Annotated in this window: 14 protein-coding genes and 1 tRNA gene; 4 read left to right on the top strand and 11 right to left on the bottom strand. The window is 67.6% G+C overall.

Going from position 1 to position 26,048, the window contains the following annotated elements:
• Positions 1-7 precede the first annotated feature (7 nt).
• A complete protein-coding gene (locus HV701_RS09425) occupies positions 8-457 on the bottom strand; it encodes a helix-turn-helix domain-containing protein (RefSeq protein WP_175132809.1) in 450 nt (149 codons plus the stop codon).
• 139 nt (positions 458-596) lie between these two features.
• Here HV701_RS09425 and HV701_RS09420 point away from each other — a divergent pair, with 139 nt between their 5' ends.
• Complete coding sequence (locus HV701_RS09420; RefSeq protein ID WP_236755554.1) at positions 597-1,238, top strand: winged helix-turn-helix domain-containing protein; 642 nt, start codon at positions 597-599, stop codon at positions 1,236-1,238.
• Positions 1,239-1,250: 12 nt separating this feature from the next.
• Here the strand turns inward: HV701_RS09420 and proB are convergent, their stop codons facing one another.
• The 4 genes from proB to rplU all read right to left on the bottom strand — a co-directional run bounded on the left by proB (position 1,251) and on the right by rplU (position 4,458).
• Positions 1,251-2,387 carry a glutamate 5-kinase gene (gene proB / locus HV701_RS09415; protein WP_175132807.1) on the bottom strand — a complete coding sequence of 379 codons (1,137 nt, stop codon included), beginning with the start codon at positions 2,385-2,387 and terminating at the stop codon, positions 1,251-1,253.
• A gap of 58 nt (positions 2,388-2,445) precedes the next feature.
• Positions 2,446-3,582: a GTPase ObgE gene (gene obgE, locus HV701_RS09410; RefSeq protein ID WP_175132806.1), complete on the bottom strand. Its 1,137-nt coding sequence runs from the start codon at positions 3,580-3,582 to the stop codon at positions 2,446-2,448.
• A 268-nt stretch (positions 3,583-3,850) separates the two neighbouring features.
• Positions 3,851-4,111: a 50S ribosomal protein L27 gene (rpmA, locus tag HV701_RS09405; protein WP_006216229.1), complete on the bottom strand. Its 261-nt coding sequence runs from the start codon at positions 4,109-4,111 to the stop codon at positions 3,851-3,853.
• Between the two features lie 35 nt (positions 4,112-4,146).
• On the bottom strand, positions 4,147-4,458 hold the full coding sequence (gene rplU / locus HV701_RS09400) for a 50S ribosomal protein L21 (RefSeq protein ID WP_175132805.1): 312 nt from the start codon (positions 4,456-4,458) through the stop codon (positions 4,147-4,149).
• Positions 4,459-4,941: 483 nt separating this feature from the next.
• Here rplU and ispB point away from each other — a divergent pair, with 483 nt between their 5' ends.
• Both ispB and HV701_RS09390 read left to right on the top strand, forming a co-directional pair.
• Complete coding sequence (ispB, locus tag HV701_RS09395) at positions 4,942-5,907, top strand: octaprenyl diphosphate synthase (RefSeq protein ID WP_175132804.1); 966 nt, start codon at positions 4,942-4,944, stop codon at positions 5,905-5,907.
• A gap of 184 nt (positions 5,908-6,091) precedes the next feature.
• Positions 6,092-6,168: transfer RNA gene (locus HV701_RS09390), tRNA-Pro, on the top strand.
• Between the two features lie 247 nt (positions 6,169-6,415).
• Here the strand turns inward: HV701_RS09390 and HV701_RS09385 are convergent.
• Genes HV701_RS09385 through HV701_RS09360 form a run of 6 tightly spaced genes read right to left on the bottom strand, consistent with a single transcriptional unit; the run spans position 6,416 to position 25,728 of the window.
• The gene (locus HV701_RS09385) at positions 6,416-7,744 is read right to left on the bottom strand and encodes a hypothetical protein (RefSeq protein ID WP_175132803.1); all 1,329 of its coding nucleotides are present in this window, start codon (positions 7,742-7,744) and stop codon (positions 6,416-6,418) included.
• A gap of 9 nt (positions 7,745-7,753) precedes the next feature.
• On the bottom strand, positions 7,754-8,647 hold the full coding sequence (locus HV701_RS09380) for a hypothetical protein (protein WP_175132802.1): 894 nt from the start codon (positions 8,645-8,647) through the stop codon (positions 7,754-7,756).
• A gap of 10 nt (positions 8,648-8,657) precedes the next feature.
• Positions 8,658-20,891: a hypothetical protein gene (locus HV701_RS09375; protein WP_175132801.1), complete on the bottom strand. Its 12,234-nt coding sequence runs from the start codon at positions 20,889-20,891 to the stop codon at positions 8,658-8,660.
• 60 nt (positions 20,892-20,951) lie between these two features.
• Positions 20,952-22,184, bottom strand: coding sequence for a beta-barrel domain-containing protein (locus tag HV701_RS09370; RefSeq protein ID WP_175132800.1), 1,233 nt, complete (start codon positions 22,182-22,184; stop codon positions 20,952-20,954).
• Positions 22,181-24,361 carry an ATP-binding cassette domain-containing protein gene (locus HV701_RS09365; protein ID WP_254595148.1) on the bottom strand — a complete coding sequence of 727 codons (2,181 nt, stop codon included), beginning with the start codon at positions 24,359-24,361 and terminating at the stop codon, positions 22,181-22,183. Before HV701_RS09365 ends, HV701_RS09370 begins: the two co-directional genes overlap by 4 nt.
• Positions 24,358-25,728, bottom strand: coding sequence for a TolC family protein (locus tag HV701_RS09360; RefSeq protein WP_175132799.1), 1,371 nt, complete (start codon positions 25,726-25,728; stop codon positions 24,358-24,360). The genes HV701_RS09365 and HV701_RS09360 overlap by 4 nt, the downstream gene beginning before the upstream one ends.
• Here HV701_RS09360 and HV701_RS09355 point away from each other — a divergent pair.
• Positions 25,720-25,986, top strand: a complete 267-nt coding sequence (locus HV701_RS09355) for a hypothetical protein (RefSeq protein ID WP_175132798.1) — start codon at positions 25,720-25,722, stop codon at positions 25,984-25,986. The two genes, HV701_RS09360 and HV701_RS09355, sit on opposite strands and share 9 nt — an antisense overlap.
• The last annotated feature ends 62 nt before the right edge of the window (positions 25,987-26,048 follow it).

The following is a 26,048-nucleotide window of genomic DNA, read 5'->3' as shown; positions in this document are numbered from 1 at the left end:
GCCGGTATCAGGATTTGCGGCCCCGCGGCTTGATGCCGCGGCGCGCCAGCGCCGATTCAATAAAGGTCAGGGCCAGGGCTTCCAGCGTCACCCGGTCGTCGGCGGTGAGCGTGTCGAACTGCGCGGGCGAGATATTGGGAAAGGGCCATGGCGCCAGTGGGCGCGAACGCCGCGTCATCGTGCGGGGCGGCGGCTCGGCCACGCCCGTGGCCGGCAGCGTATCGCTCAGGTCGTAGCTTTCCATGGGCAATTCCATGGGGCCCTTGCCGGTCTCCAGCCATTCGAGTTCCACCTTCAGCACCTGCGCCAGCTTGCGCAGTGAACGGCTCGAATGGCGCAGTCCGCTCTCATAGCTGCCGATCGCGCTTTGCGATAGGCGGGCCATGCGCGCGAGCGTTTTCTGCGTGTAGCCACGCAGAAGACGGGCGTGCTTCAGTCGGTCTGAAAAAGTTTTCACGCGTCGATTGAAGCTTGCGCCTTAGGCACTTTGGTGGATATAAATATTACTTAAGTGATAACTTCAGAAAGGCTATCCCATGCAGGAAAGAGGTTACGTCCTGGTTGTGCAACTTGGTGGAATGGCGTGCAATAAATTCGTGCACACCTTACGCCAATTCCAGTGGGAAGTCGGCTTGTGCCGGTCGCCGGATGGCGTGCTGGCGCGGCTGCGCAACGAGCCCGCCGATGTGGTCGTGCTGCGCGGCTCGGATGACGGGCTGCCCGACCTGATCGCCGCGCTGCGCCGCACCGCGCCGGGGTGCTCGGTGGTCTGGCAATCGCTCGACGACTCGCCGCAGGCGCGCATCGCAGCGCTGGATGCCGGCGCCCATGTGTGCGTGCCGCCGCTGGCCAGCATTCCCGAATGGGATGCCGTGCTGCGCAACCTGATCCGCTGCCAGCATCCCACCACCGACAACCTGCCGCGCTGGCGCGTGGATGGCCGCGCGCGCATGCTGGCCGGGCCTTCGGGCGAGCGCATGCCTCTCACCAACACCGAGCGCGCCTTTTTCGTCAGCCTGTTGAACGCGCCGCATCAATGCCTGCCGCGCGAAGGCTTCTTCCCCGATGCCATGCGCGACCCGATGGACAGCGCGCGGCGCGTCGACGTGCTGGTCTCGCGCCTGCGCTCCAAGGCGCGCAGGCTCAACATCGACCTGCCGGTGCTGGCGGTGCGCGGGTGGGGCTATATGTTGATGCCGCAGGATGGCGCCGGCCTGGACGCGGCCGGGGCGGACTGAAGCCGGTCTGCGTCAGAGCACGACCAGGTTGTCGCGGTGCATCAGCTCGGGGTCGGTCATGCTGCCCAGGATGCGCGCGATTTGCGAAGACGGCTGGCGCAGGATGCGGCGGGTATCCGCCGATGAATAATTGATCAGGCCGCGCGCGCATTCGCGGCCCTGGCCGTCGACGCAGGCAACCACGTCGCCGCGGCCGAATTCGCCTTCCACCTCGATCACGCCGATCGGCAGCAGGCTCTTGCCTTCGCGCAGCAGCGCCTGCACGGCGCCGTCGTCCAGCACGACGCGGCCGCGCAGGCGCAGGTGGTCGGCCAGCCATTGCTTGCGCGCCGACCACACCGGCAGGGTGGCCTGCAACTCGCTGCCGATGCATTCGCCCTGCGCCAGGCGCGTCAGTACGTCGCGTTCGCGGCCAGACGCGATGACGGTGTGCGCGCCGCTGCGCGCGGCGCGCTTGGCAGCCAGCACCTTGGTCAGCATGCCGCCGGTGCCGATGCCGCTGCCGGCGCCGCCGGCCATCGCTTCCAGCGCCGGGTCGCCGGCCTGGGCGTGCGCCATGAACCTGGCGCCGGGATTCTTACGCGGGTCGGCATCGTACAGGCCGCGCTGGTCGGTCAGGATGATGAGCGTGTCGGCTTCGATCAGGTTGGTGACCAGCGCACCCAGCGTGTCGTTGTCGCCCAGCCGGATCTCGTCGGTGACCACGGTGTCGTTTTCGTTCACGATGGGCACTACGCCCAGGCGCAGCAGCGCGAACAGCGTGCTGCGCGCGTTCAGGTAGCGGTGGCGGTCGGCCAGGTCTTCGTGGGTCAGCAGGATCTGCGCGGTGCGCAGGCCGTATTCGGCGAATGCCGCCTCGTAGGCCTGGCACAGGCCCATCTGGCCCACCGCGGCGGCGGCCTGCAGTTCGTGCATGACCGACGGGCGCTTGCGCCAGCCCAGGCGGGCCATGCCTTCGGCGATGGCGCCGCTCGATACCAGCACCACCTGCTTGCCCTGCTTGTGCAGCGCGGCGATCTGGGCAGCCCAATGCGCCACGGCGGCGCGATCCAGGCCGCGGCCTTCATTGGTGACCAGCGACGAGCCGACTTTGGCGACGAGGCGCTGGGCGTTGGCGACAACGGAAACGGCGGGTGATTCGGCAGACATGATGGCGGCGGGCTGCGGCGCGAGAAAAGGCGTAATCGAACGAGACTGCGATTATGGCTTATTCGTCGCCGCGCGGCGCGGCCGGCTTCTTGTCGGCATCGCCGCGGGTGTCGTCAAAGCGCGGGTCTTCGGCGACGTAGGTGCCGTCGGCCTGATCCTGCGCCAGCTGTTCCTTTTCGCGTTCGGCGTCGAGGTAGTCCTGCAGCGCGTAGATCAGGTCCTGGGTGCCTTCGCCGGACAGGCCGGAGATGCCGAATACCGGACCCTTCCAGTCGTACAGATCGAGGAAGCGGCGCTTGGTGTCTTCGGGGTCAGGCACCATGTCGAGCTTGTTCAGCACCAGCCAGCGCGGCTTGTCGGCCAGCTCGGGGTCGTAGCGGCGCAGTTCCTCGACGATGGCGCGGGCGTCGATCACGGCCTGTTCCACGGGATCGGCATCCGGATCGGGCGTGGATACATCCACCAGGTGCAGCAGCACGCGGGTGCGCGCCAGATGGCGCAGGAACAGGTGGCCCAGGCCGGCGCCTTCGGAGGCGCCTTCGATCAGGCCGGGGATGTCGGCCACGACGAAGCTGCGCGACGGCGAGGTGCGCACCACGCCCAGGTTGGGGTGCAGCGTGGTGAACGGGTAGTCGGCGATCTTCGGCTTGGCGTTGGAGATGCGGGTGATCAGCGTGGACTTGCCGGCGTTGGGCAGGCCCAGCAGGCCGACGTCGGCCAGCACCTTCAGTTCCATGCGCAGATAGCGGTGTTCGCCTTCCTTGCCGGGCGTCCATTGGCGCGGGGCGCGGTTGACGCTGGACTTGAAGTGCATGTTGCCCATGCCGCCCTGGCCGCCGGCCGCCAGCACGACTTTCTGGTCGTGGCGGTTCAGGTCGAACAGGACTTCGCCGGTGTCGGCGTCATGGATGACGGTGCCGACGGGCACGCGCAGCGTGATGTCCGGGGCGGCGGCGCCGTACTGGTCCGAGCCGCGGCCGTTTTCGCCGTTCTTGGCGCGGTGCAGGCGCGCATAGCGGAAGTCGATCAGCGTGTTGATGTTGCGGTCGGCCACCGCGTAGATGCTGCCGCCGCGGCCGCCGTCGCCGCCGTCCGGGCCGCCCTTGGGGATGAATTTTTCGCGGCGAAAGCTCGCCACGCCATTGCCGCCTTTGCCGGCGACGACTTCGATGGTGGCTTCGTCTACGAATTTCATGATGTCTGCGCGTGTCTGTATTAGAGGGCCGTGCCGCCGTGACGGGGCATTGCCGGGAGGGCAGGGCGGAACATTCCGCTTATTCTGCCTGAAAACCGTCCGGGCCTCGCGGCCGGCGGGCTCGCCACCGGGTGGCGAAGGACACTGCGCATTGGCAGTGGCCGGGAAGGAAAAAAGCCCTGCCGCATGCGACAGGGCTTTGCCGTTCTGGCCGGCGGCGGATCGCTGAGGCGACCGCGCCGCTGGCCGGACCGTGCTGCGTCGAGAATTACTCGGCGGCGACGATCGAAACGGTTTGCTTGTTCAACGCGCCCTTGAAGCCGAATTGAACCTTGCCGTCGATCAGCGCGAACAGGGTGTGGTCCTTGCCCATGCCGACGTTCACGCCAGCGTGGAAACGGGTGCCGCGCTGACGCACGATGATCGAACCAGCGGGAATCAGTTCACCGCCGAAAGCCTTGACGCCCAGACGCTTCGATTCTGAGTCGCGTCCGTTTCGCGTAGAGCCGCCGCCCTTTTTCTGTGCCATTTTTAGCTCCTGCTAATGTGGTGCCGAGTCGCGTCTCAAGCCGTGATGGCTTCGATGCGGATTTCGGTGTAGTTCTGACGGTGGCCCTGATGCTTCTGATAGTGCTTGCGACGGCGCATCTTGAAGATCTTGACCTTGTCGTGGCGGCCTTGCGCAAGAACCGTTGCCTTGATCACGGCGCCGGCGACGAGGGGCGTACCAACTTTCAGTTGGTCGCCTTCGCCCACGGACAGCACTTGATCCAGGGTGATTTCTTGCCCAATGTCAGCCGGTATCTGTTCTACCTTGAGTTTTTCGCCAATGGCAACACGGTACTGCTTGCCACCGGTTTTTACGACCGCGTACATGGGGTATTCCTTAAATGGGTAAATGGGTTCATTCGCTTGCCAGCCCTGCGGGGCTGGCGGTACTTGCCTGGCGTTGGAAACCTGCCGGACAACGGCCCTGGATGTTCGGGGCCGCGTCGCATGTGGGCTGGCGCGCCCTACGGGAATTGCCCCGGAACCCGGGTGCCCATAGCGGTTGCCGCCACATCGGTTGCGCAAGGCGCGTAGTGCGTAATTCACCGACGTAATTCGGCCATCACTGACCGAATCCGGGATATTAGCCCGGGGTTGGGGAAAAGTCAAAAAGCGCTTGCGGTTTAAGGGCTTAGCTGTCGCCTGGGGGGCGCGCCGGACCGCCGGGCGGCGTGTCCGGGTCCCGGGCGCCACCGCGCCCGGCTTTCGTTCCTGACAGCCCGTATAATCGCTGGTCGAATCCCTCCGCCCTGCCGGCGGCCCAGCGGTAAGAGCCGTCACGAATGGCTCGTTTCACACTCCGGATACGTCTTGAATCTCCCCGCGCTCATTGCTCCCATAGTTGACGATATGAAGGCCGTCGATGCGGTTATCCGCGAGCGGCTGAATTCCGATGTGGTGCTGATCCGTACGATCGGCGACTACATCATTGGCGCGGGCGGCAAGCGCATGCGCCCGGCGATGGTGCTGATGGTGGCGCGCGCGCTTGGCTATCAAGGGACGCATCACCAACTGCTGGCCGCCGTGGTGGAGTTCATCCACACCGCGACGCTGCTGCATGACGACGTGGTCGACGAGTCCGACCTGCGCCGCGGCCGCGAGACCGCCAACGCGGTGTTCGGCAACGCCGCCAGCGTGCTGGTGGGCGACTACCTGTATTCGCGTTCGTTCGAGATGATGGTCGAGGCCGACTCGATGCGCATCATGAGCATCCTGTCCGAGGCCACCACCGTGATCGCCGAAGGCGAGGTGCTGCAGCTGCTGAACGTGCACGATCCGGATGTCTCGCAGGAACGCTACCTGCAGGTGGTGCGCTACAAGACCGCCAAGCTGTTCGAGGCCGCCGCCCAGGTGGGGGCGGTGCTGGCCGGCGCCACGCCCGAGCAGGAAGCCGCGGCGGCTGCCTATGGCCGCCATGTGGGCACGGCCTTCCAGTTGGTGGACGACGTGCTCGACTACAGCGGCGATGCCGCCGCGCTGGGCAAGAACGTGGGCGACGACCTGCGCGAGGGCAAGCCCACGCTGCCGCTGATCCGCGTGATGGAAGTGGGCACGCCGCAGCAGCAGCAATTGATCCGCGACGCCATCAAGACGGGCGACGCCGACTTCGCCGCCGTGGCCGCCGCCATCCAGGCGACGGACGCACTGGAACACGCCCGGCTGGCCGCCGTGGCCGAGGCGGATCGGGCGCGCGAAGCGCTTTCTGCTTATCCCATTTCCCCTTTTCTAAATTCTCTGTTAGAATTCTGCGCTTTCGCGGTGAATAGAGATCGCTAGCTGAAAACGGTGCTTGAAAACGGTATCGCAGCAGCGTTGAAGTTCACCAGGCAGGCAGGTCAGACCTTCAAGGTCAAACCCTTCAGGCCGAAGCGGAAAGATGATTTGGTTGCACTGAGCGCAACGAAGTCAGCAGTTGTAGGGCGTGGGGTCGCGCAAGCTATAAACCCCCCATGTCCAGACTCGGGGCGTAGCTCAGCCTGGTAGAGTACTGCGTTCGGGACGCAGGAGTCGGAGGTTCGAATCCTCTCGCCCCGACCACTTATCTGTGGTCGAATTCTTGAAGGTGTTTCCCGACACCTTTGGCTGAAAGCCGGTATCGCGCAAGCGCTGCCGGCTTTTTTGCGTCTGTACGCCTGGAGGCCCGTACGCTTTGAGGTCTGCACGCGTTGAAGTCTGTACGCTTTGAGTCTGGATTGCTTTGGGTCTGGATTCTTTGCATGCGCGGCTTCGCGCAAAAAAAAGCGCGGACATGACAAGCATGTCCGCGCCTTCGGGCGATAGTGCGTCAGGCCGTCGCGGCGACTTCGCGGGCGGCGATGCCGGGGTTGCGTTCGAGCAGCAGCCGGATCATCTTCAGCTGGGTTTCCAGGGCCTGCAGGCGCGCGTCCTGGTGCGCATCCACGGCCTGGTTCCACGCCTGCAATGTCTCCAGGATCGCCGGCGCCTGGGCCAGCCCCTGCACGCAGCGGTCGAGCGCCTCGCGCTGCGTACCCTGCGTCTCGCACAGGTTGGCCAGCAGGCCGGACGTTTGCTGCAGCGTGGTCACGCTGGTGGCCGAGGAGTCCGTCAGCACCTGCATGGCCTGGATGGCGGCGTCGCCGCGCTCGAACAAGGCCATCAGCGTGTTCTGCATCGACGCCGCGCGTTCCTTGGCGTCCTGGACCTGCGCGATGGTGGCGTCCTGCCAGTCGCCGATCTGCTCGAAGCGCGCGTCAAGCTGGGCGCGGTTGCGCGCTTCCTGTTCGCTCGCCTGGGCAAGCTGCTGCCGCAGCGCGTCGTGCGCGCGGATCGAATCGGCCTGGCGTTCGCCCAGCCGCTCGACCAGTTCGCCCAGGTGGTGCACCTGGCGCGCCAGCATGTCTTCGTTCACGCTTTCCGAGGCCGTCAGGCTGAGCCGGTTATTGCGCACATCCAGGCGCTGCAGCATGAACTTGCGCACGGTGCGCATGTAGTCCTCGACCTGGTTGCGCAGCAACACCATCATCAGGCCCAGCAGGATCGATCCCACCAAGCCGAACAGCGAGGCCGCGAAGGCGGTGCCCATGGCGGTGAGCGGGCTCTGCAACTGGGCCACCAGCCGGCCGAACACCTGCTCGACCTCGGCCCCATCGACGGAGCCGGAGTTCAGTTGCGACAGCATCGTGCCGACGTCGCCCAGTGTGTAGATCAGGCCGACGAAGGTGCCGACCAGCCCCAGGGCCACCATCAGGCCGACCAGGAATTCCGGCAGGATCTGCTGCTGGTAGACCCGGATACGCAGGTTTTCCACATCGCGCTCGATGGCCTCCTGGCTCAGGCCCAGCGACTCCTGGCGCAGCATCATCTGGCCCAGGGTGGTTCGCACGTAGCCCAGCGAGCGCCAATCGCGCCCCTCGACGTTGGCTTCGGCGATGAAGGCGGCCAGCGCCTCCCAGCGCGAGTTGACGCGCAGGCTTTGCCAGATGATGAGCGCGGAGCCGACGCCCAGGCCAACCAGGATCACGAAGGAGATCGCATGGCCGGAGCCGAGCGCCAGCTTGAAGAAGCCCGGCCAGAGGACCACCGCGGCGGCCGCCGCGATCAGGGGAGAAACGACTTTCAGAACGTTCCAGCGCACGGATCGAAATAACGTCATGGCAGTTCCTCAGCGCTCGACGGACATGGAGACCGTCATGTCGTTCTGCCCGGCGGGCGCCGGGTCCATGTGCATCTGGATGCGTTCGGGAGACACGTTTTTCTTCATCAGATAGTCCTTGATTGAGATCAGGTAGAACAATGCGGTGCGCTTGTTCTCGGTCAGCGCGTAGTTGGGAACATGGATCGCCACGTGGATCATGGCGGCGCTGTCGTGCAGGGCGTCGAGCTCCTTGAGCACGCGCTGCAGGTCGGCGTCGATGTGCCGCTGCAGCTTCGGATCGCCGCCGGGCATCATCGGCCCGAACGGGTCCTGCGGCCGGGGCGCGTCCGGCGGCACGGTGGCGCTGTCGATTTTCGAGCCGGCCTCCGCCGCGGGCGACGGCGACGGGGTGGCCTGCTTGCGGCGCAGGGCCGCCAGTTCCTGCCGCAAGGCGTCGTTTTCCTTGCGCAGTTCGGCCTGGACCGCCAGGTCCGGCGCCTTGGGCGCGGCCGGCGCGGCGGCCGCATGCGTCGCATCTGGCGCCGGTGTCCAGGCGTCGTCCGGTTCCGCGGGCGGCGCCATGGCGGTGGCCGTGTCGTGGCGCGGCACGGGGGCGCTGTCCTGCGTGACGGCAAGGTCCTGCGTCGGGTCCGCGCCGGCCTGGCCGGCCTCGTCCGCGTCGTCCTGATCGACCGCGTCCGCCGGGTCGGGCGTTCCGGCCGCGGCGGCCGGCGTCGCCTGCGACTCCTTGAGGCGTTGCTCGACCAGGGCGCGTTGAATCGCCATCTTGGCCATCAGGCCGCTGAACATACCCAGCGACATGGCCAGGATAACGATCACGAACACCAGCGCCAGCACCAGGTTGGAGAAGGCATCCACGAAGCCCGGCCAGTAGTTGATTTTTCCCGAAGAATTGTCCATGCGTGTTTCCTCAGATAACCGGATGGGCCGTCGAACGCAGCACGCCGTTCAGGTCGAGCGCGATGTCGGTCTGGACAATCAACTGCAAGGCCTGGTCGGGCGCGGTGAATACCGTGTACGCGGGCGTGTCCGTCGACGCCGCGATCGTGCCGCTTTCCTGCCACGCCGTGGCGTTGGCGGCATCCGCGAGCCGCAGCACATCGTGCTGGCCGCCCTGCACGATCAACTGGTGGAACGCGGCATTGAGCAGATCGCTGTGCATATCGGCGGCCGCGCCGATATCGGCCTGGCGCACGTCATTGGCACCGATGACGAGGGTGTTGCCCTGCGTATGGGTGGCATGGTCGGCATCCAGGTCGATCCGGTTGATGGCGCCATGCACCGCCGCGAAGTCCACGGTCTGCCCGTCTCCGGTGACCGCGACCGCCTTGTCGACGATGCCGAACGCGCCGTTGGCCAGGAACACCCTGCTTTCGCTCGCGTCTTCCGGGGCCACGTGGGCGCCGTTGTTGTCGACCACGGCCACCAGGGTATGGCTGCCGCCGTCGTCCACCGTGGCGTCGAAGGAGTAGGCAGTCGGCTGCGCCGCATCGGCAAGGGAAGCATTCCCCAGCACGCCGGCCTCGAACTGGGCGAAGTCGGTCAGCAGCCCATATGCGTTGTCGCCTGGCCGCAGCACGCTGATTCGCCAATCGATGGCGGTATCGGAACCCTGGAACAGGATGGAATCCAGGTGATGCCAACCGGCTTCCAGGTGAGTGGTGGCGTACTGCGCGTGCGCCAATGCTTCGCCCGGCGCTTGCAGGGTATGGCCGTCGATCTTGAGCTGCACCTGGGAGCTGGACAAGGTGGTGCGGAACAGCCAAGTGCCGGCCTGATTCTGCGCCACGTGGAACCAGCCCGAGGCATGCCCCAGCATCGACGCCGCCGACGTGATTACGCCGGTGTCGAACGGATGCTGTCTGTCGTACAGCAGGCTGTCGGCCATGCGCGACACGGCGGCCGGGGTCTGCGCCATCAACGCCAGGGCGGCGTCGAAGCTGCGGTTGGCATCGGCCGGCAGGTTCCAGAACTGCAGCCGCAGGCCGTCGCCGACGCGGTGCGCGGTCAGGTCGATCACCTGCAACTGCTCGTCCTTGCCCAGCGGCGCGCTCAGCGCGAAGTTCAGCTTGACATGATGCGACTTGTCCGTCGGGCCCAGTGCCAGCGCGTGTTCGGTGGGGCCGGTGTAAACCTCGCGGGCCACGGTGTAGTCCGTTTCCCCCGGGCGGCGCCACTGCAGCCGCCAGTAGCCTGACGCCCCGGTATTGCCGACCTCCATGCGCAGATAGTGCCAGCCTGGCGCCAGCTCGGTGCTGCCGCCGCGGCCATTGGCATAGAAGCCGGCGGCGGTAAACACTTCCTGGCCATCGACACTGAGCGTGGCGAAATCGTCGGAGACCGGCGTGCGGAAGGACCACATGCCCGCCTGCTGCGCATCGACGTGGAACCAGCCGCCGCCCAGGTAGTTGGCGATGACCTGGTAGGGAACGCCGGGAATGAACGCGCTGTTGTAGTTGGCGAAATTGAGCGCCGGCACCTGTCCGCTCCCGGTGGGCACCATGTCCGCCGTATTGCGCAATTGGTTGATGTCCCAATACACGCGGGTGGTGTTCCACGCGAACGCCGAGAATCCGTGGGTATCCACGCCCACGGCGCTGCCCAGAGGCGTGCCTTCCTCGATGCCGCTGGTCAATGTGACGAGCTGGCCGGGCGACTGTGCCGCCATATTCAGCGCGAACGCCCCGGAATGCGTCCCGCTGCGGCCAGCGTTGTTCTCGACCACGGCCGTCAGGTTATGGGCACCATTGTTCATGCCGGTGAAAACGTAGGTCCAGTTGCGGCCCGAAGCGCCCAGCGTGGCGTAGCCGACACGGAGGTCGCCGTCATACAGCGCCACCCGCTCGCTGCCGACCAGGTCGCGATCGAGCGTGCCGCTCACCACCACTGCCGCGTTGCTCACCGACGCGCCGGGTTCGACGCCCGCCAGGCCGTCGGCGCGCGGCGTGGCCACCGACAGGATCGCCGTGACCGCGTCGATGGCGTCCTTGTCCAGGGATACGGTGGCCGATTGCGAGGCCGCGACGCGAGTGTGCGTCGCGCCTTCGACTTGCAGCGTCAGCGTCTGTTCGCCCAGGCCCAGGCCGAGCCCGGCGGTGGGCGTGAACGACCAGCCGATGCGCCCTTCGGCATCCGCGGCCTGTTGCACCGTGGCGTCGCCCAGGCGGACCTTCTCGCCGTTCAGGGTGCGATACACGCCCAGCACCTCGTCTCGCCCCAGGGCATGCTGCAACGAGCCGCTCAAGGCCTGGGTCCGGTCGGTCTGGCTGGTGAGGGCGTCAATCCGGATCGCGTCGGCGTCGAACACCTCGATCGGGTAGACGGCGTCGTGGACCGAATCGGGGGGCGGCACCGGCATCCCGTTGATGGTCAGAGTGAGGCGATGTTCGCCAGCAGACAAGGGCTTGTCAGCGTTGTACCACCAGCGCAGCCCCGACACGCTGGCGGTGCCCAGCAATGTGTCGTTGTCATAGACCTGCACCTGGTCTCCGGCGCGCGGCGCCACGGCCAGCGAGCCGAAGATGCCGATCCGTGCGCCGTCCACGCTCTGGCCGGGCCGGACACTATTGCCAGCCCAGGTATCGAAGGGACTGTTGCCGAGCAGCACTTGGGTTCCCGGCAGGGCGATCACGGCCTCGATCAGGCCCGCCTGCAACGGATCGGACGCCGCTTCGTAGACGTTGATCGAAACAAATTGGAACACCAGTGGCACATTGGCGGGGTTGCCGTTGCCCAGGATCGAGATCTTGAAGACGTGCTGGCCGTTGGTCAGCGATTCGCCGATGGGGAAGTGCCAGTTCAAGTCCGCGTCGACGGTGGCGCGTCCCAAGATCGAGGTGCCGTCCCGGATTTCGATGTATTCGCCTTTGACCAGGGGCGTGGCCAGCTTGCCGCTCAGCGTGAACTGGCGCGAACTGGTGCTCGCGTCCACCTCCTTGCCGTCGGCGCCGAGCGCTTGGACGTCTTGGATGTCCTGCAGGCGGAAACTGAATGGCGCCGACGGTCGGCCATGGATAACGCCTTCCTCGTTATAGACCACGCCACTCTTGGCGGCGTTGTCGACCGTGGCAAACAGCCGGACCGAACCAAAGTCCATGTCGGTATCGCTGCGCCACGTCCAATTGGTGCCATTAACCGTGGCCTGGCCCAGATAAGCCACGTTTCCGGCGCCGTCGTCACCCCAGATGCGCACGACCTGCGCATTGGACAGCGCCGCGCTGACCGTGCCGGACACCAGCGGCCGCTGGTACGCGATTGCGCCGTTGGCGGCCACATTGCCCACCACCGGGCCGTCATCGTCACGCACCCGCGTGATCTGCACCGTGTGCCCCGGCGTGCTGCCGTCCATCATGATGGACACGCTGGCGCCGGCCTGCACCCTGTCGTTATTGGTGCCAACCATCTCGACCGAGATCGTATGGCTGCCGTTGGCCAGCGGCGCCGTCGGCTGGAAGCGCCATGCCAGGGGATTGCGCGGGTCGGCGATCTCGGCGCGGCCCAGCACCGTGGTCACTCCGCCCACCGTGTCGGACACGCGCAGGTACTGCTCGCCTTCGCGCACCGGCGCGCTGAGCCTGCCGCTGATGGTGGGCAGGCCGTCATCGGTCAGATGCCCGGGGGTGTCGAGCACATTGCCACGCTGCGTGCCGACCGCGTCGGTCAGCGATACGATCGTCACATCCTGAAGCTGGATATCCGTGGCGGCGCTGCCGATCTCGTTGGCCACGTGCGTCAGGCGATTCTCGGGCTTGGCGATCAGGGTATAGCCGCCTTGCGGCAAGGGGGTTTTGACCTGGAATTCCCAGGTGGTGGCGGTCAGCATCCGGGCCTCGCCGAGCCGGGTCTGCTGACCGTCGCGGCCGCGGCCATACACCACGATCTGATCCAGCGGATCGAGGGCCTGGCTGATGGTGCCGCGCAGCGCCGGCAAGGGATTGTGGATCGTCGCGTTGGTAGCTGGGACGTTCACGCCCTGGTCGTCGGTCAGGCTGGTGAGCGCCACGTAAAGTTGGGCGTCCGGCCCGCTGTGCATATCGGTAAAGTTCAGCCGCGCCTGGGCCCGCATGAAGGACACGGCTTGTGCATCGGAGACGTCGACATCGGACGGCAAGGCCAGGACGCTGTATCGATGCAGGCCGATAGCCTGCTGATCCGGCTTGATGGCGTAGTGCCAATTGCCGTCTTCGGTGATTTCGGCCTTCCCGAGCACGACGTCATCGCGCCGCACTTGCAGCCAATAGCCCGTCGGCAGCGCGTTGGTTAATCGGCCCGCAAGCGCCACATCCTTGTCGCTGTCGGCCAACATCGCCAAAATCCCGCCGGACAAGGCCAGCGCCCCGGCCGGCGTGTCGATGGTCAGCTGGTTCTGGAAGATGGAGGTATGCGCGACGCCGTCCTCGAAAGCAACGAGCGTGCCGAGGTTGATCGGTCGCGCGGCAACGGCGTGCTGTCCCGGCGACTGCGCCCACAAGGTGTATGACCAGTTCTCGCCGCTGGCATCCACGCCCGCCAGGCCGACATCCTTGTTATCGACCGAAATCATGATGCCCATGCCCGCGGGCACCGGCGCGGAGGCCGTGCCGGACAGCACGACCAGGCCCTGGTCGGTCAGGATCGGCTGGCCGTCGCCGGCCAGGGTCACCGAGAACGACGGCGCTTCGGCGCTGCTTACCGTGAAGACGCGGGGCGCCTCGGTCTGTACCGCGTCGACCGGCGTGCCGTTGTTCAGCAGCACATATTCGACCTGGTGCGTGCCCGCCGTCAGCGGAAAGACCGGTTGGAAGGTCCAGCTCCCGCCGGCCTCCACCGTGGCCGTGCCGGCGTCCACCCCGTCGATGAGGATGCGCACCGACAGGTTCTCGATGGCATCGGTGTTCACCGAACCGTGCATCGTCGGGCGCCCCGACGGCACCGCGCCCCACGCCGACATATCGTCCAGCTCGATGCCGGAGGGGGACACCACGTTGACCTTGACCGGCGCCGACAGCACGGCGTCGTTGCGGTCGGTGCTGTTCTCGATCGCGGCCTGCAACGTGTTCATGCCGGCCGGCAGGGAAATCGCCGGGGTCAGCGACCAGTTGCTTCCCGTCGTCGTTGCGGCACCGAGGTCATGCTTGCCGCCCTGACTGTCGATGGCATAGACATGGACCGTCTCGGTCGTGGCCAAGGGCCGGTCCAGCGTACCCGACAGGATCGGGCGGGAGTCATCGAGCACGCCATCGGCCAGCACATTGACCGGCGCCGTACTGATTACCTTGTCGACCATGACCGGCCGGTTGTTGGCGTCCTGCACGGCCGTGATCGTGATGGTGTGGTCGGCGCCCAGCCTGGCGATGGTGACGTCCGGGGTTCGCGCCGATATCAGCGAGCGGCCGGCAAAGTCGAACAGCGCCGCGCTGAAGGGCGCCGTGCCCTGCGCCACATCCGCGGGCGGCGTGAACGACCACGACAGGCCGTCCGAATCGAACACGGCCTCGCCCAGCTTGGCGTTGCCGCGGAACAGCGACAGCACCTCGCCTGCCTTGAGCGCCACCGCCACGCGGCCGTACAGCGTCGGACGCAGGTCATCGGTGTTCAGCAGGGCGATGCCGCGGCCGGGCGCATGCGCCTGGGCCTGGAACAGGTCCCCGGTCACGGCGCCGTGGTGGTCGACCAGCGCGGTGATGCTCACCGCCTGCTCGTGCACGACGAACTCTGGCGAGCTGGCGCCCTGCAGATGCTGCGGATCGGCCCGGTTGACCGCCCTGGCGGTGAACACCGTGTCGCCGAAGGGCAGTTCGCGGTCCACCTGGAAGGTCCAGGTCGCGTCCGCCGCCACGGTGGCGAAGCCCAGGAACACGGGCGCGTCCTGCCCCGGCATCTGGCCGTACACCGCCACGGCCGCGCCGCCGGAAAGCGGCGCGGAGACGGTCCCTTGCAAGCGCGGCAGCGGGTCGTCGGACGCAACGCCCGACACATTTTCGCCGGTGAACGACAGCCCGCCGGCGCCCTGGTTGTCTCGCGCGGAGCTGATGATCACCGTTTCGACGGGCGCGCTGTCGTCGATATAGACGGTGCGGGCGGTCGAGCCCACCCGTATCTCGGCGCCTTCGGCGCCAACCACCTGCGCGACGATGGTGTGGCTGCCCTGGGCCAGCGGGGTGTCCGCCGGCAGCGTGAACGACCAGTCCAGGCTTTCGGTCACCGTGGCCGTGCCTGCCTGTTCCTCGCCATCGATGAAGATCCTGACTTCCTCGCCCGGGGCCAGCGCCGCGCCCAGGCGGCCGCCGACCACCAGAGCGCCGTGCTTGGCGGCGCCGTTGAATGCCGGCGCGAGGATGTTGACATCCGGCGCGGCCGAGTCTGTGATGGACGCCACGCTCACCTGCTGCACGCGCACGTCGAATGGCTCGGATGAGGCGCCCACGCCGCCTGTCGCGATATTCTCGACCCGCGCCACCAGTGTGTGCAGGCCCGGCACAAAGTGCTGCACGGCCTGAAACTTCCAGTCGGTGTCCGTGACCCCGGCTTCGCCCAGCAGCACCAGGCCGCCATCGGCGGCACGGGCGTACACCATCACGCGGCGGGTATGGGTGTCGATCGGCGCGCTGAGCGTGCCCTGGACCACCCCCCGGGTCTCGTCGGTGCTGACCCCTTCGGTCAGCACGCCTTGCGATGTGCCTACGCCATCCACGTAGCCGGTGATCGACGCGGTCTGGGTCGGCGGCTGGGAGTCCACCGTGAAGTCGGTGATGGCCAGCGCGTACGCGACACGCGAGGCCGTGTCTTCGATGCGCACCGAGAGTTCATGGCGCCCTTCACGCCAGGTTTGCGCCGTGCCCTGGCGTTCAGGCAGACGGAAAGTCCAATCGATCCCATTGCTGGCGACGGTCGCAAGCCCGATCGGCGAGAACAAGGTGGCGTCGCCATCCTTGGCGTAGACGGCCACGCGCTCGGTCGATACCAGCAGCGGGGCAGACAGCCGGCCGCGCAGGGTCACGTCGTTCAGGCCCGTGCCATGGCCGTCGCGGTCCAGCACATTCAGGCCGGTGGAGGTCTCGGCGATTTCCGTCAGCGTGATGCCATTGATGTTGACGGTGGTGAACAGCGTGTTGCTGGTCAGGCCTGAATTGGCGGCCACCACCCGCGCCAGGATCGTGGACGGCCCGAACGGCAGATTCTGCCCGACCCGATAGGTCCAGTTGACGCCGTTCATGTCCGCCGTGCCGAGCAGGCGCTCGGCGTTGCCGGCGGACGATGCGAACACCTGCACCTGCAGCCCCGCCGTGAGCGGCGCGCTGAGCCTGCCGCTGACGACCGGCCGGGCATCGTCGGTACTGCCGCGGAACGTCACGATGCCGGTCTGCGAACCATTGGCCCCGTTGTTGTCGCTGACCCGCAGCTCCAACATGGTCTGCGTGACCGGCACGGCGGTGCCGTCGATGGTGATCGAGGGTGTCGAGGCCGACAGCAAGACCTGCGGCGCGCTGCCCGGCTGGGTACGTTCGAGCCGCGCCTGGAAGGTGTGGACGCCGTCGCTCAGTACGCTTTCAGGGGTGAATACCCAAGAGGTACCCGTCACCGTGGCCACGCCCAGCCGGGTCGCAGGCCCGCCGGCGAGGGAATCGTAGATCGCCACGCGCTCGTCCGGCCCCAGCCCCACGCCCAGTTCGCCGGACATGCTGGGCCGGCTATCGTCGGTGGAGACCGGCTGGGCGAAGATGCGGGCGTCGAGCAGGTTGCCCTGCAACGCGCCGACATGGTCCAGGACGGAAGCGAACGACAAGCGGTTTTCGCGCACGGCGATGCTGGCGCTTTCCGGTCCCAGCTCGCCGTTGGCAATATTGATGACGCGGGCGGAGAAGGCGTGCGAGCCAATCGCCAGGTTCTCCGGCGGCGTGAACGTCCATGTGCCGTCCTCGCCTTCGTCCATGGTCGCCAGGCCGAGCACCTGCTCGGTCACGGCGCCGGAGGGCGAGGTCATGCGGTCGATGATCTGCACCGCGCGCGAGAGCGGCATCGTGGTGGCTCCAAGCAGCATGCCCGAGATCAGCGGGCGCGTGTCGTCGGTGCTCTGGCCAGCGGCCAGCGGGCCGACGAAACCGTTGCTGCCGGCTACCTGGTCGCGCACCTCGGTGATAGCGACAGCGGTATCGGGGATGGCGGTATCGACGACGATTTCGCGGTCGACCGCCAGGCGCACTTCATCGCTGTCGACGTTGACGATGCGCGCCGACAAGGTCGACTGGCCATCCTCCAGTTGCAGGCCCTGGCTGCTGTCCAACGCCAGGTACCAGGTCAGGCCGCCCTCGTCGTCGGCGCTGATGATGGCGTTGCCCAGCACGGTTTCCTTGTCGTCGTGGCGCGCCACGACCTGCACCACTTCGCCATCGGCCAGCGCCACGCCGAGCTGGCCGCCGAACACCGGCGCGCGGTCATCGGTGACGAACGGCTCGCCGTTGGCGAACACGTTGCCGACGATGGGGCCGGCCGCATCGTCCAGGTTGGTGAAGGTCAGGCTATTGATCAGCAGATCGAAGTGCGCGCTGCGCGCGCCCATTGCGCCGCCGCCATTGACCACGCCCGCGGCCAGGTGGTAGTGGCCTACCGGCAGCGCGGGGCTCACCGCCAGCGACCAGTTCAGGCTGTCCTGGTCAAGCTCGGGTTCGTAGGTAAATACCTGTTCAGGGTCGGTGACGTCGGTGACGCGCACCTGCAGCGTCTGCCCCGGCCGCAGGGCCGCGGAAACCGTGCCCGTCAACGAAGGGGTGGTGTCGTCGGTGGACGTGCCGCTGGTGATTTCGCCGGTGTAGATGCCGACGTCGTCCATGACGCGGGCGATGGTTACCTCCTGCTCGGGCAGCTCGGTGCTGACGATGACGGGGGGCGTGCCGGCGCTCAGCAGGGAACGCGGCACGCCGTTGTCGTCATCCGGCTGCTGGATCACGGCGCGCAGCGTGTGGGCGCCATCCCGCAGTTGGGCATCGTCGCGGAACTCGAAGCGCCAGCGCGCGCCGGCGCCGTTCTGTTCCGGCAGGATGTCGGCGGCGCCCAACAGCATGGTCCGGCCGTTGTCGGCCGTGTCGTAGATCATCACGCTCTCGTCCGGTCCGAGCAAGCTGCCCAGCATGCCGGTCAGGATCGGCTGGGTGCTTTCGGTGACCAGGCTCGGCGCGGTCAACAGGTTCAGCGGATCCACGCCGGGGATGATGACGCCATCGAACGTGATGGACTGCACGTTCACGTCCCAGGCGCCCCAGTTGGACTTAGCGTCGGGGGTGTTTGCGTCGACGCCTTCGGGATAGGGCGCCGACCACGCGTTCTGGCTGGGCGAGAACACTTTGACCAACACCTGGTGGCGCCCCACCGCCATGTCCGCCACCGGCGTGAACGACCATTGCGGCAGTTGCCCGTCCTCGCCGGGCGCTACGTTGGCGTAGCCCAGCAGGCGTTCGGGGCCGCCATTGATGCTGTCGACCAGCACCAGCACCTGGTCGCCCTGCAGGTCGGCGCTGACCGTGCCGGTGAAGGTGGGGCGGCGGTCATCCGTGCTCATGCCGGGACGCAGTTCGCCCATGAAATCGTAGGGGTCGGCTTGCGAGTCGCCGATGTGGTCGGTGACGGCCTGCACGTCCACCGCCTGGGTCGGTATCACGCCCTCCAGCGAGGCCTCGGTGAATTGATAGGGGTGTGTCTGCGCGGCCGTGACATTGCCGGCCATGTCGCTGACGCGCGCCAGGATCTCGCCCGGCCCGTGCTTGGAGAAGCCGACCGTGACCTGCCAATTGGCGCCATCCGCTTCGCCGGCGATCCACGTGTTGCCGCCGTCGATCGACACCACCACCCGCTCATCGGCCGCCAGCGTGCCGTCGACCGTGCCGCGGATGGTCTGCGAGGCCTGCGAGAACAGGAAGCCGTCGAGGGCGCCCGGCAGGGGCGCGCTGATGCTGTCGATGGACGCCACCACCGCTTCCGGCGGCGTCACGTCCAGCACGAAGTCGTGCGAGGCGCCGGCCAGCGTCAAGGCCTGCTCGCCATCGCCGCCAGACACGCTCACGCGCGTCAGCAGGCGCGCGTCCTCGTCTTGTGCGGTGGCGTCCAGGCGCAGCGACTCCGACACCCAGGTGCCGCCGGCGCCGTCCGCGCCGGCAGTGACGCGGGTGGCGACCCAGGTGCGGCCGCCGTCGGCCGACACTTCGATGTGGGTGTTCTCGCCCAGCGTGCCGCGATAGGTGCCGGACACCGCCTGCACCGGTTGATTGGTGATGAAATCGGAGTTCGACAGGCCGGTGTCCGCGCTCAGGCCAGTGATGGCGTCAACCTCGGCGCTGACCAGGCCGTAGGTATGCAGTTCGGAACGCGCTATCAGCAGGCCGGCGTCGTCGGCCACGGTGACGAACAACCGCTTGACGCCATCGGCGCCCAGAGCCTGTTCGCCGTAATCGGGCGCGTTCAGCGTCAGGTGGCCGGCGGCGATGTCTTCGTCCGACAGCGTGTGCGCCGCGACCTGGCGGCCGTCGAGCAGGTACAGCGCCACCGTCTGCCCGGCGGCGAGGCGGGCGCCGCCGTCGGCATCCCACGATACCGTGACCGACGGCTGCGTCGCCGAGCCCAGCGCGTCGATGCCGCTGACCTCGGACGGGGCGGCATCGGCGAAGGTGGCCGTGACCGTGCTCCACGGCACCTCGGGCAAGACGAAGGCGTCGAACAGCGAGTGGTCGTCCAGCCCGGCCAACAGCGTATTGGCCTGTTGCATCGCGCTCAGCAGGATCGCGCCCTCGACCGACTGCGCCACCCGCAGCGTGCCGTCGTCGGCGCGCTCCAGGCCGCGCGTCAACAGCCGCAGGGTCTGTTCCAGCGCGCCCGATACCGCGTCCAGGCCGGCCATGCCCGCCAGCGCCCGGCCATAGGCTTGCGCGTCGGCGGCGCCGGCGCCGAAGTTGTCGGCGTTGATGGCGATGACCGGGCCGAGGATATCGTTGATCTGCGTATCGCCGGTGAATGTCTTGGCGAAATCGGCGACGGCGGCGGCCATCGCGGCCACCTGCTCGGCCGTCACGCCATCGAGTGCTTGCGTGGGGTCGGCCGGCGCTTGCAGCAGCCGTGCCGCCAGTTCGGTCAGCGGCGTCACCGAGACGCGCATGTCCATTTGGCCTTCCGCCCGCCAGGCGATGGCGCTCAGGGGCGCGAAGTCGGCGCTGGCGAAGCGTTCAGCCTGCTCCGCCGTCATGCCCTGCCCGAGGGCCATGGCCTGACGGTATTCATCGATGAAGCCGAGGCCGTCGCGCGCGCCGTCGGTGACCACGACCCGCACCGGCCCGACATAGTCGGCCGGCAGTTCGGCGCGGTAGGACAGCACCTGCCCGTTCGGGCCGACCACCAGTTCGCCGCGCGCCAGTTCCTGGCCCTGGGCGCCGTACAGCGTCACGGAGAGCGTTTCGGCGTGGTTGAAGACGCCGGCGGCGATGCCGCCGGTGACGGTCACTGCGGGCTTTTCGCCCTCGGCCTCGGGCGGCGTGGGCGGCGTATTGCTGTCGTCGGGCGCGGCGGGGGTGTCGCCCGCGGGCGCGTCCGGCCGCGCCGCTTCGGCCGGTTTGTCTTCGTCCTTGTTTTTTTTCTTGCTGCTGGACAGGCCCAGCGCCAGTCCGGCCAGGCCCACCAGGCCCAGGATCCAGCCATATTCCTGGTACCAGGCCTGTGGTTCGTCGCCGCTCTTGTCGCTTTCGCCCTTGGATGCGTCGCCGGTATCCAGGCCGTCCACGGCGCCGGCCGACAGGTCGCCCGTGCCTTCTCCGGCCGCCGCGTCGCCGGCCTTGCCGTCTTCTTCCGTCGCGCCGTGCGCGTTGCCGACGTTATCGGATGAGGTCGGCTCGGACACCGGCACCTGCAAGGCCTCGGTGGCGTCCTTGAGCGCGGTGCTGTCGATATCGACCTTGGTGAACAGGTCGGCGCCGGACAGTTGCTGGTCCAGGAACTGCAACGTGGGCGACGGCCGTTCGAGAATCCTGACGGCCAGCCCCGGCAACAGCAACCGGGTGCCGTCCCGCATCAGGGCGACCAGGTCGACGCCGACGATCGCCATGCTCTGGACATCGGCCAGCTTTAGATTCAACGAGATGGTTCCGTTCTTGATGGTGACGGGTATGGTCCTGAGCGCGTTTTTCATTGAGAAGTCTCGGCAGGTTGAAGAATGGCCCCGAGGCACGGCGGCCCCGGTATGTAGGAATCAGCGTTCGCCCAGCGACTGCTGCAATCCCTTGGTGATGGGTTTGGCGAGGTACTGCAGCACCGTGCGTTCGCGCGCCTTGATGTCGACGCTGGCGGTCATGCCCGGGCGTAGCAGGATCTGCTCGGCCGAATGGTGTTTGAATTCCGCCTCGCGGATCAGGATGCGCACGCGGTAGTAATGCGCCGGCCCCTGGCGGGTTTCTTCCTGGAGCACGTCGGGGCTGATGTAGCTGACCTCGCCCTGCATGGCCCCGAAGATGGAGGCGTCGTAAGCGTCGATGCGGACGTTGGCGCGCTGGCCCACCTTGACGAAGGCGATGTCGGCCGGGCTGACGCGCGCTTCGGCCAGCAGGTCGCCGCGGGTCGGCAGGATTTCCATGACCGTCTCGCCGGGGCGCACCACGCCGCCGATGGTGTTGACGCGGATGTTGTTGACGATGCCGTCGGCGGTGGCGGTCAGGCGCGTCTGCTCCAGCACCTGGCTGCGGTCGCGCAACTGCTCGGTCTGGGTGGTCAGGTCTTCCTGCGCTTTGGTCATTTCGGCCTGGGCATCCTGGAAGTACTTGTTGCGGCGGTTGGTCATCTGCGCCTGGATGTCGGCCACGGCCCGCTGCAGCCGCAGGATCTCGGCCTGGCTGACGTCGCCGGTGGCCACCAGCTTGCGGTTGATGGCCAGTTCCTGGCGCGACAGCTTCAGCATGTTGCCCAGCGCGGCCAGGTCGCCTTCGATCGCGGTGCGGCGCTTCTTGTAGAGATCGCGCTGGTTGCGGATGTAGTCGTCGTAGCCGCGCAGGTCGTCGGGAAACACCAGCGGCTTGCCGTAGACCTCGGCGTGCAGGCGCGCCAGGGTGATGCGCAGCGCCGCCACCTTGGCGTTGCTGTCGGACACCGCGGCGCGGGCGCGCGCTTCCTGCAAGGTCACCAGCACGTCGCCGGCGCGCACGGTGTCGCCCTCGTGCACATGCAGCTCGGTCACGATGCCGCCGTCGGGCGACTGGATGACCTGGGTGCGCGCCGCCGCGATGATCTGCGCCGGCGCGCGCGTGACCTGGTCGATCTTGCCCACCGCGGCCCAGGCCACCAGCACGCACAGCCCGGCGAACATGGCGCGCAGGCACCAGCGCGCGCGCTGCCGCGGCGGCAGCAGCGACAGCGCCTGCCAGACTTCGCCCACGATCACCGGCGTGCCGCCGGCTTTGGGCCGGGACGGCACCATGGCTGCGCGCTTCATGACGATGCTCCCGCGATGCCGGGCGCGACAGCGGTCACGCGCGGCTCGCCCTGGCGCCTGACGCCCAGGCCCGCCAGCACCGCGTCGCGCGGCCCGTCCTTGACGATGCCGTGGCCGACCATGACCACGATGCGGTCGGCCAGCGACAGCACGGTGGGTTTGTGCGTCACCATCACCAGCGTGGCGCCGGCCTGCGCCTCTTCGGCCAGCACGCCCAGGCAACGGCGCTCCTGGTCGTCATCCATGGAGGCGGTCGGTTCGTCCAGCAGGATGATGCCGGGCTTGCACAGCAGCAGGCGGGTGAACGCGACCAACTGGCGCTGCCCGCCGCTCAGGCCGCGGCCGCCTTCGACGATGGGCCGCTCCAGGCCCTTGGGGTGGGCCGCGACGATGCGATCCATACCGGTGCGGCGCATGGCGCGCAGGATTTCCTCGTCGCCCGGATCGGGCAGGCCGATCAACAGGTTCTCGCGCAGCGAGCCCTGGAACAGGCGATGATCCTGTTGCAGGTAGCCGATCCGGCGGCTCAGCACCTGGCGGCTGATGTGCGACAGGTCGAGATCGTCCAGCAGCACCCGGCCCGATTGCGGCACGTACATGCCGGTCAGCAGGCGCAGCAGTGTCGATTTGCCCGAGCCGATGGGGCCGATCACGGCGATGCGCTCGCCGGGCGTGATGAGCAGGCGCGGCACGCGCAGCGCGGGCGGATTGTCGCCATAGGCAAACGATACGTCCTCGAGCAGGAAGCGGCCTTCGAGCCGCTCGGGCACCAGCGGCCGCCGCACGCCGTGGTTGTCGGTCTGCAATTGATAGAGGCGTTCCAGCCCCTCTTCGGCGGCCAGCGCGTGGGCGCGTTGCACCAACAGGCCGGGCACCTGCAGGATCGGGGTCAGGATGCGGCCGCTGAGAATGGAGCAGGCGATCAGCGCGCCGGTGGTCATCTCGCCATGCATGACGGCCAGGGCGCCCGCGACGATCAGGCAGGCGTAGCTGAGCTGCTGCACCGATGCGCCGAGGTAGCCGACGTTTTCGCTGAGATGGCGCAGCTTGAGATCGTTGACGATGGTCTGCGCGCTGACTTCGAGCCAGCGCGACAGGAAGCGCCAGCCGCCGGCGCCGGCCTTGATGGTCTCGGCGCCTTCGACCGCTTCCACCAGCAGCCCGGTCTTGAGGTTGGCATAGCCGGCGCCTTCCTTGGCCTGGCGCGCCACGCGGCGCTGCGACGACAGGCCGATGAACAGCGCGGCCAGCGCGAAGGCCAGCAGCACCAGGCCCACCAGCGGCGTGGCCAGCGCCATCACGATGGCGATGAACACCAGCGCCATGGGCAGGTCCACCAGCGCGAACAGCGAGGACGCCGTGTAGAAGGCGCGCACCTGTTCATAGCCGCGGATCTGCGCGGCCAACGACCCCACCGAGGCCGGCATCTGGTCGATGCGCACCTGCATCAGGCGATGGAAGATGTCGCGCGACAGCATGCCATCGACGCCGACAACCACGTGGTCCATGACCCGGGCGCGGGCGATCTTGACGGCCAGTTCGATGAGCACGCTGACCAGCACGCCGCAGGCCAGCACGAACAGCGTGTATTCGCCGCGCGTGGGGATGACCCGGTCGTAGACCTGCATCGAGAACATGGAGGTAGCCAGCGCCAGCAGGCCGATCATGACCGACCCCGCGCAGGCCTCGATCAGCGCGCCGCGATGCGGCCGGATGGCCGCGTTGCGGCGCGCGCCGAAGGAGGCCGCCGACGCGTTGCCGGCGGGGCCGGCATGCACGCCTGCGGCCTCGGCGCCGGACGGCGCTTCGGCCAGCCGCAGCCGCATGCAGCGGTCGGCCAGGGCCGGGCCCGCGACCATCACGGCGCCCGTGCCGCAATCGACGGTCCAATCGCCGCCGGGCGCCAGTTCCGTCACGATGCCCCAGCGGTCGTCCTGCAGGTGGCACAGCAGCGGCAGGTGCGCCGGATCGGGCGCGGCCAGCAGCTGCGGCGCGTCCACGCCGAGATGCCGGCACAGCAGTTCAAGCTGGCCGATCGCCAGCGGCGCGGCCTCGCACAGCCGCAGGCCGGATCGCAGCCGCATGGGATCGAGCGCCGTGCCCTGCATTGCGGCCAGCCGGCTCAAGGCCCAGGCGAGCGAGTCGAGGGCGGTTTTTACCTGCGCGGGTCGGCTCAAGGCTGCAACTCCGTTTCGCCCAGGCGCACCTGCAGGCGATAGATCGAGGCGGCAAGCGCAGCCTGGGAGTCGGCCGCGGCGTACTGGTTCTGCGCCAGCTCGCGCACGGCATTGAGCAGGTCGATCCAGGATTTGCGGCCGGCGGTGAATTGCCGGGAATAGGAGTCCAGCACGTGGCGCGAGCCCGCGACCGCGCTTTGCAGCGCCGTCAGCTGGCGTTGCGCTGACAGGTATTGGTCGACGTCGCCGTACATGGCCTCGCGCTGCTCCAGCCAGGCCGCCTCGACCGACTGGCCGGCCGCGGCCACGCGTTCGTTGATCGCATCGGCCTCGATGCCGGTTGCGAAGCCCGCGCCGGGTGTATAGCGGATGCCCACGAATACCGAGGTGCCGCGATCGGTGCCGGCGCCGGGGTAGGAATCGCCCAAGGGCTTGTTGACGCGCAGGTAGGCGGTGGGCCAGCGCTGCGCGTGTTTGGCTTCGAGCTGGGCCTGCATCGCCGCCACGTCGCTGCGCGCCATCTGCACGGCGGCGCTGTCACGCGCCAGGGTGGCGAGGTCTTGGGCATGCAGGCGCGCCGCGACCGCCTTGACCGTGGCCGGGTCGGGCCAGTGGGGCAAGGCGTCGGCGTCTTCGTCCAGTGCCGGCAAGCCGGTCAATTGTTCCAGGCGTTGCGCGGCCAGGCGCAAGCTGGAGCGCGCGGCCGCCAGGTCGACTTCCGTCTGCCGCAGGCGCGACAAGGCCAGTTCGACGTCCACGGCAGGCGATGCGTCGGCCGCGACACGGCGGCGGATCTGTGCTTCGTAGCCATGCAGCAGGGCGATGGTTTCGCGCGCCACCGCGACCTTGTCGCGGGCGCTGATCAGGGCCTGCCAGGCGCCGATCACCTGCAGCGCCAGTTGCTGACGCTGCCACAAGATGCGCGCTTCGCTCTTGCTGGCGTCGGCCAGCGCGCGGTCGATGTTGGCGTTGAGCTGGCCGCCGTCCCACAGGGTCTGTTCGAGCTGGAGTCCACGCGCGGCGGGGGAATTAGGCGAGGTGGAGTGCGATTCCATGACCACGGAGGCCGCTGGCCACCAGTGGCGCCGGGCGGCATCCACATCGACGTTGGCGGCCGCCACTTCCTGCGCGGCGGCGCGCGCCAGCGGATGGCCGGTGACGGCGGCGTTGACCAGGGCCTGCAAGGTAACGGCGGGCTTGGATGCCGTGGCTGTCGCGGCGTGGGCCGCGGGCGCCGGTTGCGTGGCGTGGACGGCGCACGCGCCGGCCGACGCGGACAGCGCCGCCAGAATGCGCGCGCAGCACGCCCACTTGCACAGCCGGTCGCCAGGCCGGCGGGGCCGGGCGGGGCGCGGCGCGTGATCCATCAGGGACTCAGAGCGCGAGACATCATCACGACGCCGATATGGGACCGCTTTTTTTTCCTGGTTGCATCCAGGTATTTTTCTATTGGCTTGATGCATGTGCCGGTCCACCTTCTGACGGACAAAGTGATCTTTTTTGGTTGGGTGGATTTGATCATCCACGGTTGGACATTTGCCGCTCAGCCATTGAAGTGGTTTTTGTCTGGCGAGGTCGCCGAACGGCAATTGGCGCCGATGGCCGGGCGCGTTCAACGTTGCTGAAGAACGGCCAGGATTTTTCGGCAGAAGTGAGTCTATGCTCATTAATGCACGGAAAATCCGCA

It is taken from the genome of Achromobacter pulmonis (assembly GCF_902859765.1).
GTDB lineage: Bacteria > Pseudomonadota > Gammaproteobacteria > Burkholderiales > Burkholderiaceae_B > Achromobacter > Achromobacter pulmonis.
The sequence above is the reverse complement of the archived record's forward strand: the minus strand, read 5'-3'. Positions and strand labels throughout refer to the sequence as shown.

Bases quoted from the DNA above. Each gene is read 5' to 3' on its own strand.
- obgE (WP_175132806.1), bottom strand. From the start codon at position 3,582: ATGAAATTCGTAGACGAAGCCACCATCGAAGTCGTCGCCGGCAAAGGC.
- HV701_RS09370 (WP_175132800.1), bottom strand. From the start codon at position 22,184: ATGAAGCGCGCAGCCATGGTGCCGTCCCGGCCCAAAGCCGGCGGCACG.
- HV701_RS09360 (WP_175132799.1), bottom strand. From the start codon at position 25,728: ATGGATCACGCGCCGCGCCCCGCCCGGCCCCGCCGGCCTGGCGACCGG.
- HV701_RS09385 (WP_175132803.1), bottom strand. From the start codon at position 7,744: ATGACGTTATTTCGATCCGTGCGCTGGAACGTTCTGAAAGTCGTTTCT.
- rplU (WP_175132805.1), bottom strand. From the start codon at position 4,458: ATGTACGCGGTCGTAAAAACCGGTGGCAAGCAGTACCGTGTTGCCATT.
- HV701_RS09380 (WP_175132802.1), bottom strand. From the start codon at position 8,647: ATGGACAATTCTTCGGGAAAAATCAACTACTGGCCGGGCTTCGTGGAT.
- HV701_RS09375 (WP_175132801.1), bottom strand. From the start codon at position 20,891: ATGAAAAACGCGCTCAGGACCATACCCGTCACCATCAAGAACGGAACC.
- rpmA (WP_006216229.1), bottom strand. From the start codon at position 4,111: ATGGCACAGAAAAAGGGCGGCGGCTCTACGCGAAACGGACGCGACTCA.
- proB (WP_175132807.1), bottom strand. From the start codon at position 2,387: ATGTCTGCCGAATCACCCGCCGTTTCCGTTGTCGCCAACGCCCAGCGC.